9 protein-coding genes are annotated in these 11,979 nt (G+C 66.7%); 7 read left to right on the plus strand and 2 right to left on the minus strand.

All coding sequences use genetic code 11. The annotated features are described in order from the left end of the window. Positions 1-192: 192 nt before the first annotated feature. On the plus strand, positions 193-2,028 hold the full coding sequence (glmS, locus tag DFR29_RS10165; RefSeq protein WP_133818478.1) for a glutamine--fructose-6-phosphate transaminase (isomerizing): 1,836 nt from the start codon (positions 193-195) through the stop codon (positions 2,026-2,028). Positions 2,029-2,334: 306 nt separating this feature from the next. Here glmS and DFR29_RS10170 read toward each other — a convergent pair whose 3' ends face one another. Then, positions 2,335-3,030 carry an ankyrin repeat domain-containing protein gene (locus DFR29_RS10170; RefSeq protein WP_133818479.1) on the minus strand — a complete coding sequence of 232 codons (696 nt, stop codon included), beginning with the start codon at positions 3,028-3,030 and terminating at the stop codon, positions 2,335-2,337. A 68-nt stretch (positions 3,031-3,098) separates the two neighbouring features. Next, complete coding sequence (locus DFR29_RS10175) at positions 3,099-3,989, minus strand: helix-turn-helix domain-containing protein (RefSeq protein ID WP_133818480.1); 891 nt, start codon at positions 3,987-3,989, stop codon at positions 3,099-3,101. Positions 3,990-4,098: 109 nt separating this feature from the next. On the opposite strand from DFR29_RS10175, the gene DFR29_RS10180 reads away from it, so the two are divergent. The 6 genes from DFR29_RS10180 (at position 4,099) to DFR29_RS10205 (ending at position 11,942) form a co-directional block, all read left to right on the plus strand. Further along, a complete protein-coding gene (locus DFR29_RS10180; RefSeq protein WP_133818481.1) occupies positions 4,099-5,694 on the plus strand; it encodes a sulfatase-like hydrolase/transferase in 1,596 nt (531 codons plus the stop codon). A gap of 102 nt (positions 5,695-5,796) precedes the next feature. Beyond that, a complete protein-coding gene (locus tag DFR29_RS10185; protein WP_133818482.1) occupies positions 5,797-6,255 on the plus strand; it encodes a (2Fe-2S)-binding protein in 459 nt (152 codons plus the stop codon). Between the two features lie 52 nt (positions 6,256-6,307). After that, positions 6,308-8,452, plus strand: a complete 2,145-nt coding sequence (locus tag DFR29_RS10190) for a xanthine dehydrogenase family protein molybdopterin-binding subunit (protein WP_133818483.1) — start codon at positions 6,308-6,310, stop codon at positions 8,450-8,452. An 11-nt stretch (positions 8,453-8,463) separates the two neighbouring features. Further along, complete coding sequence (locus DFR29_RS10195; protein ID WP_166653999.1) at positions 8,464-9,048, plus strand: hypothetical protein; 585 nt, start codon at positions 8,464-8,466, stop codon at positions 9,046-9,048. Positions 9,049-9,417: 369 nt separating this feature from the next. After that, positions 9,418-10,773 (plus strand): M20/M25/M40 family metallo-hydrolase, encoded by a 1,356-nt coding sequence (locus DFR29_RS10200; protein ID WP_166654000.1) that lies wholly within the window; start codon positions 9,418-9,420, stop codon positions 10,771-10,773. Between the two features lie 155 nt (positions 10,774-10,928). Further along, positions 10,929-11,942 (plus strand): sialidase family protein, encoded by a 1,014-nt coding sequence (locus DFR29_RS10205; protein ID WP_133818485.1) that lies wholly within the window; start codon positions 10,929-10,931, stop codon positions 11,940-11,942. Positions 11,943-11,979: the final 37 nt, after the last annotated feature.

The following is an 11,979-nucleotide window of genomic DNA, read 5'->3' on the forward strand; positions in this document are numbered from 1 at the left end:
TGCGGTTTGGCCAGCGGCCTGGCGGCGATCTGCGGCCAGGCCCCGCCTACCGTACGCGGCCAGGCAGCAGACCTGACGAGTCCCATCGCCCGCGCGGCGCCACAACCCGGCCCGCCGCGTGCCCGCAAACGCACCGCCTGCTGCCCTGAAACACCGCTGCAATACCAAGACCTTTGTTTTCCGGAGTCGAACATGTGTGGAATCGTAGGTGCCGTCGCCGACCGTGAAGTCGGCCCCATCCTGATCGCCGGCCTGCAGGCGCTGGAATATCGCGGTTACGACTCGGCCGGCCTGGCCGTGCTGCAGGGGCAGGCGCTGCTGCGCCGGCGCACCAAGGGCAAGGTGCGCGAACTGGAACAGCTGCTGCAAAGCGACCCCGCGCCCGCGCGCATCGGCATCGCGCATACACGCTGGGCCACCCACGGCGTGCCCAGCACGCACAACGCGCATCCGCACGTGTCCTCGGAAATGGTGTCGGTAGTGCACAACGGCATCATCGAAAACCATGAAGTGCTGCGGCGCGAACTGATCGCCAAGGGCTATGCCTTCACGTCCGAGACCGATACCGAAGTCATCGCCCACCTGATCGATGCGCTGCAGCGCGACGGCCTGGACCTGGTCCAGGCCGTGGTCAGCGCCACCCAGCGCCTGCACGGCGCCTACGCCATCGCCGTGCTGTCGGCGCGCGAACCCGACCGCGTCGTCGGCGCGCGCCGCGGCAGTCCGCTGGTGGTCGGCATCGGCCTGGGCGAGCACTTCATCGGCTCGGACGTACAGGCCCTGCTGCGCGTGACCAACCGCTTCATCTACCTCGACGAAGGCGACATCGTCGAGATCCGCCGCGACGCCTACCGCATCTTCGACGCCGACGGCACACCGGTCGCGCGCGAAGAGCGCGAGACCGACCTCAGCGCCGACGCCGTCGAACGCGGCGAATACCGCCACTACATGCTGAAGGAAATCCACGAGCAGCCCGAGGCCGTCGCGCGCACGCTGGAAGGCCGCATCGCCGGTTCGCGCATACTGCCGAACGTGTTCGGCGTGGACGCCGAGACACTGCTGGCACAAGTGAAAAACATCCACATTGTCGCCTGCGGCACCAGCTATCACGCCGGCATGGTGGCGCGCTACTGGATCGAAGCCCTGGCCGGCCTGCCCTGCGCGGTCGAAGTGGCCAGCGAATACCGCTACCGCCAGACCGTAGTGCCGCCGGGCACCTTGTTCGTGGCGATTTCCCAGTCTGGCGAAACCGCCGACACGCTGGCCGCTCTGCGCAGCGGCCGCGCCAGCGCGCGCTACCTCGCCGCACTGGCCGTGTGCAACGTGCCCGAGTCGTCGCTGGTGCGCGAATCCGACCTGGTGCTGATGACCCGCGCCGGCCCCGAGATCGGCGTGGCCTCGACCAAGGCCTTCACCACCCAGCTCGCCGCGCTGGCCCTGCTGACCCTGGAGCTGGCGCGCCTGAACGGCATCGACGATGCGCGCTACGAAGAGCTGGTCGGCGAACTGGCGGCCTTGCCGCGCATGGTCGCCGAAGCCTTGAAGCTGGAGCCGCAGATCGCCCTGCTGGCCGAGCGTTTCGTCGACAAGCAGCACGCCCTGTTCCTCGGCCGCGGCGCCAGCTACCCGATCGCGATCGAGGCGGCGCTCAAGCTGAAGGAAATCTCCTACATCCATGCGGAAGCCTATCCGGCCGGAGAACTCAAGCACGGCCCGCTGGCCCTGGTCGACGAGCATATGCCGGTAATCGCAGTCGCACCGAATAATCAACTATTGGAAAAGTTGAAATCCAACCTTGAAGAAGTACGCGCGCGTGGCGGCGAGCTGTTCGTGATTGCCGACACCGACGTCGACGTCAAGCTCGACCCCGACCGCGGCGCACTGCTGCGCATCGACGCCGGCAACAACCTGATCGCGCCGGCGGTATTCAATATCCCGCTGCAGCTGCTTGCCTATCACGTGGCAGTGCTGAAGGGCACGGATGTGGACCAGCCGCGCAATCTGGCGAAGTCGGTGACGGTGGAGTGATTCGGTGGCGCGTGGAGTGACAGGGTGGCGCGTCCATGACTGGCCAACGCCTGGAGCGCTCGCGATGACGGCGGCTGACCCTTGCTGCAAAGGCCTGCCTCCTCACCCCACCCCTCTCCGGCCCGTTGGGCATCTGGAGGCGACAGAGCCATTGGCTATGTACGTCGCCTCCTTACCCCCCAGCGAAGTTTGGAGGAGAGGTTAGGTGAAGGGGCAGGCGCCAGAATCTGCCTCACTGCCTGGTTTCGACCTGCGGTTCAGCCGTGCGATTCCGCCGTCCGACGCCACCATCCAGTACATATTCCACTAAGCATTTTTTAAAGAAAAGCCTCCTTCGAACCGCCGCAAGCACCGCGCCAACATCGCATGGCCCGCCTCCTCGGCCATCATCGCCGCCGTGCGCCCCCGCGCGTCGCGCAGGTCGACCCGCGCACCATGCAACAGCAGCAATCCCGCCATGGCATGCTTGCCGCCCAGCGCCGCATCGTGCAGCGGGCGTATACCCTGGGTCTGGGCCAGGTCCGGATCGGCGCCGGCCAGCAGCAGGGCGAGCAAGGTTTCGCCGTCACTGCGCGCAACGGCCGCATGGATCGGCGCCACGCGCATGGCATTGGTCGCAGCCGCATTCACCGCAGCCCCCTGCGCGATCATCCAGCACGCCAGCGCACCTTGACGAAAGAACACGGCCAGCCCCAGCAAGGTGAATCCGTCGTCGGAATATCCCTGTAGCAAGACCGGATCGCGCGCGAATTCCTCGCGGGCCTCGGCTTCATGACCCAACGCAACCTGTTCGGCCAGATCCAGCCGGCCGCGCCGTGCCGCCAGCGACTGGGCCAACTCGGCGCGTTCGTGATACAGCGCCCATAGCACCGCCCCCACGTTCTGCACGTTGCGTGTATCGATCAAGCCGGGCTGCTGCAGCAGCAGCGCCTCCACCGCGGCACTGTCGCCGCGGCCGATCGCGGCAAAGAACACATCGGCGATATTCAACGATTCGGACATGGGCAGCCCCTCGCAGCCGTGATGCCGCAGCATGCGACGAACCAGTCCCGGCGACTTATCGCCGTTTGCTAAATCGCACCGTCCGCGCCACGCCGCAGCCGGCCGGGCGCCACGCCGAAGCGCAGGCGGAACTGGCGCGTGAACGTCGGCAGGCTGGCATAGCCCACCGCCAGGCAGACCTCGGTGACCGACAAGGCCTGCTGCTGCAACAGCCGCCGCGCCTTGAGCAGGCGGCGCTGGCCGACATAGGCGAACGGCGAACAACGCAGCACGGCCTTGAAGCTGCGGTGGAAATGATGCGGTGCCAGGCAGGCGACGCGCGCCGCGGCGCGCAGGTCGAACGGCTGGGTAAAACACTCGTCCAGCCAGGCCTTGCCCAGCAATACGCGCCTGTGCAATTCGGCCCGTGTCGCCGGCCGCGCCGCGGCCAGGCGTTCGCGCTCGCTGCGCACTTCGCTGCGCAGATCCAGCATCAGGTCGAGCAGGCTGCGCAGACGCAGTTCCGCCGCGCCGGACTGCCCGGGTGGGAAGTCGCCGAGTCCGCGCAGTTCGTGCAGGGCCTGCTGGAAACGCAATGACGGCCATAGCCGCCGGCTTACCGGCAGCAACTCGTGACGGCGCTGCTGCGGCGTATCCAGCAGTTGCTGCAGGCGGCCCAGGCGGGTACTGCAGGCATCCGCCTCGATCTCGTGGGAGAAGAACACCACGAAGGTTTCCACCGGCTGCGCAGCGGCGAGGTCGAGATCGTAGATTTCATCGCGCCCCAGCAACAACGCGGTGTCTGCATCGACGGTGAAGCGCTGCGTGCCGATGCTCCAGGTCGCCTCGCCCTGCAGTACATGCTTGATCGACAGCGGCCCCTGCACTGCACGCACCTGATGGCGGCGCGCACGCGCGTTCAGCACGATGCTGTCCTGCCCCAGGCGTTCGAAGCGCGGACCGTAGAGGATGTCGCTCATGCACAAAGCCTAGCAGGATGGCTGTGATCGCCGGATGCCCCGAAATCCGCTCTGCTGAAACGGCAAGCACCGGCACTCTGGAAAATGCAGCACGCCTAAGGAATCCGCCATGGCTCTTCCTGCCCAGCCCAATATCGTCATCTTCATGACCGACCAGCAGCGCGCGCTGCAGTATTTTCCCGCTGCCTGGGTCGAAGCCAACCTGGGCAATCTGAGTCAGCTCAGCAACAGCGGCCTGACTTTCGTCAACGCCATCACCAATGCCTCGCGCTGCTCGCCCTCGCGCGGCGTGCTCAACACCGGGTTGTATGCGCCGGCCAACGGCCTGGTCGACGTCGGCGGCACCTTGAACAAGGAATGGACTACGCTGAGCGCGTATCTGGCCCAGGCCGGCTATCAGTCCGGCTATGTGGGCAAGTGGCATATGCAAAGCAGCTTTGTCGCGCCGGCCAATGTGCTGCCGCCCGACAGCAGCACCATGGCACAGGAAACCCAGCTCATGGCGACGGACTACGGCATCGCCGGCTGGGATGCGCCGGACGCCGGAACCGCGCTGGGCTGGAACTATTCGCCGCGGCCGACCCAGCCGCCGACACCGGCCGACCGGTATACCTCGACCTCGAACAGTCTCGGCGGCGGACCGAAAAGCCTCAACCACAACGACTGCCGCATTGCCGACGACGCCATCGCCTTCCTCGGCACGGTCAGCACCGCCACGCCGTTCGCGCTGGTCGTTTCCCTGGTCAATCCGCACGATGTCTGGGCCGATCTGTATCTGCGCCTGCAGGAACAGGCCTTTCCCGAATTCCCCGCCGCCTTCGACGCCCTGGCCCATGCCGACGAATTCGTGCTGCCTGACAGCTACAGCGCCGACAACCTGTCGACCAAGCCCGCAATCCAGGCGGCGACCCGCGCCAAGTACACCGCGACCTGGGCGCAGAGCCGCAAGGTCGATCCGCCGACGCAGCTCGGCCCGGCCGACGCGCTGACCTACCTGAAGTTCTATGCCTATCTCACCTACCTGGCCGACCAGCAGCTGGGCCGCGTCTACACGGCGCTGCAGCAGCTGCCGCAGTTCGACGACACCCTCGTGCTGCGCCTGGCCGACCACGGCGAACTGGGCATGTCGCATGGCGGCTCGATGGAAAAGGACTGCAATGTCTACGCCGAGACCATTTCCATTCCCTACATTTTCAGCAATCCACAGATGTACGCCAGCGCGCAGACCTGCAGTGCCCAGGCCGGCCTGGTAGATGTTCTGCCGACCCTGCTCGGCCTGATCGGCGCGGGCGTGCCCGCCGGCCTGCAGGGCAGCGACCTGTCGGCGCTGCTGAGCAATCCCGGCGCCACGCCAACCGTCAACTGCTCCCTGTTCACCTACGACGACGATACCAGCGTGCATATCCGCGCCATCCAGGCTGCACCCGGTGCAGTCAGCGTAGGCAGCCAGCCGACCGGCAGCGCCTACAAATACGCGGTCTACTACGCGTTCGGCAACGACGGCAAGGTCGATCCAGGCTCGCTGCAGTACGAGCTGTACATTCCCGGTGCCGACGGCGAGATCGAGAACCTACAGCCGGCGAACACCGCCCTGCAGGCCGCGCTGCATACCTTGCTGACCCAGCGCATGAGCGCCCTGGACAGCAGCCGGCCCGCACTGGCCAATGCCATCACGCCGTCGGGCTGGCCGGCCACGCCGCCGTGAAGGCTGCATGAGGCTGCCAGCGAACAGTTGACCCGGGCCGCCTGGCTGTCCATGCTTGCCCGGTCGACACCGAGCCACCCAACCGGCAGCATCGGAGATCCCATGGTCAGCCTCACGATCAACGGCAAGACCCAGCAGTTCGACGTGCCAGACGATATGCCCCTGCTCTGGCTGATCCGCGATTTCGCCCACCTCACCGGCACCAAGTTCGGCTGCGGCATGGCCCAGTGCGGCGCCTGTACCGTGCATCTGGACGGCTCGCCGCTGCGCGCCTGCGTCACGCCGGTCTCCGCCGTCGCGGGCAAATCCATCACCACCATCGAAGGCCTGTCGGCGGATGCCAGCCATCCGGTACAGCAGGCCTGGGCCGAACTCGACGTGGTGCAATGCGGCTACTGCCAGTCGGGCCAGATCATGTCGGCAGTGGCCCTGCTCAAGGCCAAGCCCGATCCCAGCGATGCCGACATCGATGCGGCCATGAGCGGCAATATCTGCCGCTGCGGCACTTACCAGCGCGTCCGTGCCGCCGTGCACCGCGCGGCCGAACTGTCCAAAGCCTGAGCCACGCCGCCGCCTTGCGCGGCGGCCCAGCCACTCGCCTGTCGAGGCGCCCATGACTACCGATGCATCGCGACGCCAGTTCCTCAAGACCAGCGGCCTTGCCGCCGGCAGCCTGGTCGTATCCTTCTTCATTCCGGCGGCAAACCGCCTGGCCCGAGCCGAGGCCGCGGCAACAGCCGCATTTGCGCCAAATGCCTTTTTGCGCATTGCCGCCGACGGTGGCATCCGCATACTGCTGGCGCATTCGGAAATGGGCCAGGGCATCTGGACCGCACTGCCCATGCTGATCGCCGAGGAACTCGACGCCGACTGGAGCCGCATCAGCGTCGAGCACGCGCCCGCTGCGGCCGACTACCACGCCGTCGGCATGCCGATGCAGTTCACCGGCGGCTCCATGAGCACCTGGACCGAATTCGAGCGCTACCGCAAGGCCGGTGCCACGGCGCGCGCGCTGCTGGTACAGGCCGCGGCGCAGAAATTCGGCGTCAAGCCCGCCGCCTGCAGAACCGAGAACGGCCGCGTCATCGCCGGCGACAAAAGCGCGGCCTACGGCGAACTGGTCGATGCCGCCGCCAAGCTCAAGCCGCCCAAGGACGTGCCGCTGAAAGACGCCAAGCTGTGGAAGCTGATCGGCCAGCCGACCAAGCGCCTGGATACGCGCGAGAAGATCGACGGCAGCGCGAAGTTCGGCATGGACGTGCAGTTCGACGGCCTGCTCACCGCCGTCGTGGCGCGCGCGCCGGTATTTGGCGCGACGGTCAAATCCTTCGACGACAGCGCCGCGCGCCAGGTTGCCGGCGTGCGCGACGTGAAACAGGTGCCCAGCGGGGTCGCGGTGATCGCCGATCATTTCTGGGCAGCCAAGCTCGGCCGCGATGCGCTGCGCGTGGAGTGGGACCTGGGTGCGTTTGCCGGCCGCAACAGCGACGACATCGCCGCAGAATTCCGCAAGCTGGCCACGGGCGAAGGCCCGGTCGCGAGCAAGGCCGGCGATGCCGCCACCGCACTGGCTGCGGCGGCAAAGAAGATCGAAGCCGACTACAGCCTGCCCTATCTCGCCCACGCGCCGATGGAACCGCTCAACTGCAGCGTGAAGATCGAGGCCGACAGCTGCGAGATCTGGACCGGCACGCAATTCCAGACCCTGGACCAGGCCAGCGCGGCGCGCGTCACCGGGCTCAAGCCCGAGCAGGTGAAGATCCACACCATGTTCCTCGGCGGCGGCTTCGGCCGGCGCGCCACACCGACCAGCGATTTCGTCGTCGAGGCCGTGGAAGTGGCCAAGGCCGCCGGCAAGCCGGTGAAAACCGTGTGGACGCGCGAGGACGACATCCGCGGCGGCTACTACCGCCCCGCCTTTGTGCACAATGCCATCATTGGACTGGATGCCCAGGGCAGGCTGGCCGCCTGGCAGCACCGCATCGTCGGCCAGTCCATCCTGGGTGGTTCGCCGTTCCAGATGATGATCAAGGACGGCATCGACACCACCTCGGTCGAAGGCGTGGCCGATTCGCCGTACATCAAGGATCTGCCGCATCACCGCGTCGACCTGCATTCGCCGGCGCTGCCGGTACCGGTACTGTGGCTGCGTTCGGTCGGGCACAGCCATACCGGCTTCGTGATGGAAAGCCTGATCGACGAACTGGCCCACGCCACGGGCAAAGACCCGCTGGAATTCCGCCGCGGCCTGCTGGCCGAGCACAAGCGCCACCTGGGCGTGCTCAACCTGGCGGCGGAAAAATCCGGCTGGGGTACGCCGCCCGCACAAGGCCGCGCACGCGGCATCGCCGTGCACGAATCCTTCGGCAGCTATGCGGCCCAGGTCGCCGAAATCTCGCTGCAGAACGGCGCCATCCGCGTACACAAGGTGACCTGCGCGATCGACTGCGGCATTGCGGTGAATCCGGCCGGCATTGCCGCGCAGATGGAATCCGGCGTGGTGTTCGGCCTCAGCGCAGCCTTGTTCGGCCAGATCAACTTCAAGGACGGCCGGGTGCAGGAGTCCAACTACCACGACTACCGCGTGCTGCGCATGAACCAGATGCCGCAGATCGAGGTACATATCGTGCCCAGCACGGACAAGCCCGGCGGCATCGGCGAAGTCGGCGTACCGCCGGTGGCCGCCGCGCTGGGCAATGCCCTGTTCGCCCTGACCGGCCAGCGCCAGCGCCAGTTGCCGCTGCGCGTGACGGCTTGAAGGAGACTGCCATGAATCGTCCCCTGCGCAATGCCTTCGGCCTGGCCAGCCTGCTCGCCCTTGCCGCCTGCGGCAGCAGCGGCCCCCCTGCGCCGCCGAAGGAAGCCGCCATCGCCGCCTTCGCCACGGTGCAGCAGGTATTCCAGCATCCGCGCTGCCAGAACTGCCACATACCTGGCGATGCGCCGCTGCAATTCGACAACGGCCTGCCGCACGAGATGGGCGTGGCGCGCGGCCCCACCGGCCATGGTGCGCAAGGACTGCCCTGCTCCACCTGCCACGGCGAGAAAAACGCACCGGCCAGCTACGGCCCGCATGCCCCGCCCGGCGCACCGCACTGGGCGCTGCCGCCGCCTGAGCACAAGATGGTCACCATCGGCCTGTCGGCGCCGGCCCTGTGCGAAATGATCAAGAACAAGAGCGAAAACGGCGGGCGCGATTTTGCCGCCCTGCTCAAGCATGTGAGCGAGGACAAGCTGGTGTTGTGGGGCTGGGAGCCCGGCGGCAATCGTGTGGCCGTGCCGGTGCCGCATGCGGATTTTGTTGCAAAGTTCAAACTGTGGAGCGATGCGGGCGGACCCTGCCCCGCCACGTAGGGCGATGAGCACAAGCCAATGGCACCGTGTCGCCAGCTCACCCAAGCGGCGCTGCCCATGCCTCGCTGACGAGCCGTAGAAAGCATGGCCGCTTTGGGCCTCTCCTCCATCGCCAGCGATAGGGGAGCGGGCTTTGACGCATCCTGACGCAAGCGGCGCCCCCCCTTGCGGTGCAATTCGCTGCGCTCATGCCCCCTGCGAAAACGAATCGACAGGCTATGCCTTGTAAGGATTCGGCCGATTGATCCAATCGGCATGGCGTTTTCGGCAAGCCGCTATTGCCGCTGCGCCCGACTGTTCCTACGCTGGGCCTATTCATGCCATCGCACAGCGGAGCCGTCCGGCCCGCCATATCGGGAGTGGGGAAAAATGCGCAACACCTTGGCGCGCGCCAGCGCGCGGACCACGCCGGCAGGTCTGCAGCGGACGGCGACCGTGGCACTGGCCTTGGCCACCGCGCTGGCCGTCCCGTCCGCGCTGGCCCATGGCGGAACGGCCGATGTCGCCACGCGTATCCAGTCCCTGCGCCAGAGCGGCGAAGATCCTTATGCCCCGGTCTTCATCGTCGCTGCCCGCGACAGCTACCAGCGCCAGATGGCCGACCTGGCCCACTCGCCGCAAGCGCTGCAGGACAGCGCCAGTGGTACTGCGCTGATCGTGGCCGAGGTCGAGTCCTGGCGCCTCAGCGATATTTCCGGCCGCATCCACGAACGCGAGCAGCGCTGCGGCGGTTTCTTCGCCTTTGCCACGCGCGCCGAAGCCGAAGCCTTCGTACACGAGAGCAACGCGCTGAAGGCACAGCCGCGCACGCAGCCGCTGGCCTACGGCATCGACAACCAGACGACCGTAACGCCCTGGCTGGGCCAGCTGGTGGAAAGCAATATCCGCGACACCATCACCTACCTGTCGACAACCTGGCCCAACCGCCATCGCAGCACGGTGCACGGCACGGCCGCGGCCAACTGGATACGCGATACCTGGCTGGCCCAGGCGGCTGGCCGCAGCGACGTGAGCGTGCAGTTGCATACCACCTGCAGCGGCTGCGCCCCGCAGCCTTCGGTGATACTGACGATTGCCGGCAACGAGCTGCCCGAAGAAATCGTCGTACTCGGCGGCCACCTCGATTCGACCGTGTCGGGCTTCTCCGGCACGAATACCTCGGCGCCCGGTGCCGACGACGATGCCTCGGGCATTGCCACCCTGACCGAAGTGCTGCGCATCGCCCTGGCCAGCGGCTGGAAGCCCCGCCGCACCGTGATGTTCATGGGCTATGCGGCCGAGGAAGCCGGCCTGCTCGGCTCCAAGGCCATCGCACAGGAGTTCCGCAACCAGAACCGCAATGTGGTCGGCGTGCTGCAGCTGGACATGACCAACTACACCAACGGCAACCAGCAGATCCAGGTGATGACCGATTTCGCCGATGCGACCCTGGTGCAGTTCTATCGCGAGCTGTTTGCCACCTACGTCGCGTCCGCCAGCATCAGCCTGGTCGACGGCACCTGCGGCTACGGCTGTTCCGACCACGCGGCCTGGACCCAGTACAACTATCCCGCCGCACTGGTGATCGAGAAGCCGTTCTTCAACCGCATCCACAGCATCAACGACACCCTCGCCAACATGGGCGGCAACGCCAGCCACAGCCTGCATTTCGCCAAGCTGGGCCTGGCCTTTCTCGGCGAAGTGGCCAAGACCAGCGACCGGCTGTTCGCCGACGATTTCCAATAGCTTCGTTGAATTCTCCTCATTGTCCACTTTCAAAATAATTGCCACAGCCCTACGCAAAGCTAGCTGGCGCCGCAGTGGGGCACGATGCGCAAAGCCCGCCGTAGCGTGGGTGGCCGCCTGTTGCTAGGCTTTCCCGCTCGCCAGGGAAACCGACCATGATCCAGCGCCTCGCCCTGCCAGCCCTGCTGCTGTTCGCATCGCCGCTGCCGGCGCAACAGACCGTCACCAGCGGCAGCGGCGTGGACTACCAGCCGTCGATACTGCGCACCGCCGACGGCAGCCTGCTGCTGGCGTTCGAGCGCCTCGACGGCAGTTTCTTCGGCGATCTCTGGCTCAGCCGCTCCGGCGACGACGGCGCCAGCTGGTCCGAACCCGCGGTCATCATCAGCGGGCCCGCCAACCAGCGCCATCCGGCCCTGCTGCAACTCGGCGACGGCAGCTTCGTGCTGTTTTATCTGAAAGGCAGCGGCGCCAATTCCAGCTACCGCCTCTATCGCGCCACCTCGGCCGATGGCGTCGCCTTCGCCGAGCAAGGCCAGCTGCAACTGGGGTGGACTACCGGCGGCGAAGTCAATCCGCACGTGATCCGCCATCCCGACGGCACCTTGAGCATGAGCTACCAGCGCCTGGCCGGCGGCAGCTATGTGGCCCAGTCCAGCGACAACGGCCTGAACTGGGACCAGCTCAAGACCCCGATCGCCGGCGCCAGCCAGTTGCCGCGCATCGCCTTCCGCCCGGGCGACGGACGCTATCTGGCCACCTACCAGACCGGCTCCAGCAATCTGTCCCTGTTCGCCAAAAGCACCACCGACGTACGCAACTGGTCGGCCGCCGCCGTCGACTTCGCCGTCGGCGGCGACAACCACGACTCGCTGCCCGTGCTGATGCCCGACGGCGCCTTCGCCGTGTTCTATATCCATGCCAACGGCAGCCAGTACGACATCTACTCGCGCCGCTCCAGCGACGGGCTGGGCTTCGAAGCGGCCTTGCCGCAGCGCCTCAGCGCCGGCGAAAACGACGTGGAACCGCATCCGCTGGCCGGCGACTCCGCCAGCACAGTGCAGCTGTACTGGGGACGCGAGTCGCCGTCCGGTTCAGGCGACTACGACATCGTGCGCCTGCCTGCCGCCCCTGTCGGCGACAGGCTCTTCGCCGGCACTTTCGAATAAAGTGGCAAAATGCGCATTTGCGCAACCTTCACGTCAT

Source organism: Tahibacter aquaticus, assembly GCF_004363655.1.
Classification (GTDB): domain Bacteria; phylum Pseudomonadota; class Gammaproteobacteria; order Xanthomonadales; family Rhodanobacteraceae; genus Tahibacter; species Tahibacter aquaticus.

Coding starts and splice junctions, on each gene's coding strand:
- glmS (WP_133818478.1), top strand. CDS start 193: ATGTGTGGAATCGTAGGTGCCGTCGCCGACCGTGAAGTCGGCCCCATC.
- DFR29_RS10170 (WP_133818479.1), bottom strand. CDS start 3,030: ATGTCCGAATCGTTGAATATCGCCGATGTGTTCTTTGCCGCGATCGGC.
- DFR29_RS10175 (WP_133818480.1), bottom strand. CDS start 3,989: ATGAGCGACATCCTCTACGGTCCGCGCTTCGAACGCCTGGGGCAGGAC.
- DFR29_RS10180 (WP_133818481.1), top strand. CDS start 4,099: ATGGCTCTTCCTGCCCAGCCCAATATCGTCATCTTCATGACCGACCAG.
- DFR29_RS10185 (WP_133818482.1), top strand. CDS start 5,797: ATGGTCAGCCTCACGATCAACGGCAAGACCCAGCAGTTCGACGTGCCA.
- DFR29_RS10190 (WP_133818483.1), top strand. CDS start 6,308: ATGACTACCGATGCATCGCGACGCCAGTTCCTCAAGACCAGCGGCCTT.
- DFR29_RS10195 (WP_166653999.1), top strand. CDS start 8,464: ATGAATCGTCCCCTGCGCAATGCCTTCGGCCTGGCCAGCCTGCTCGCC.
- DFR29_RS10200 (WP_166654000.1), top strand. CDS start 9,418: ATGCGCAACACCTTGGCGCGCGCCAGCGCGCGGACCACGCCGGCAGGT.
- DFR29_RS10205 (WP_133818485.1), top strand. CDS start 10,929: ATGATCCAGCGCCTCGCCCTGCCAGCCCTGCTGCTGTTCGCATCGCCG.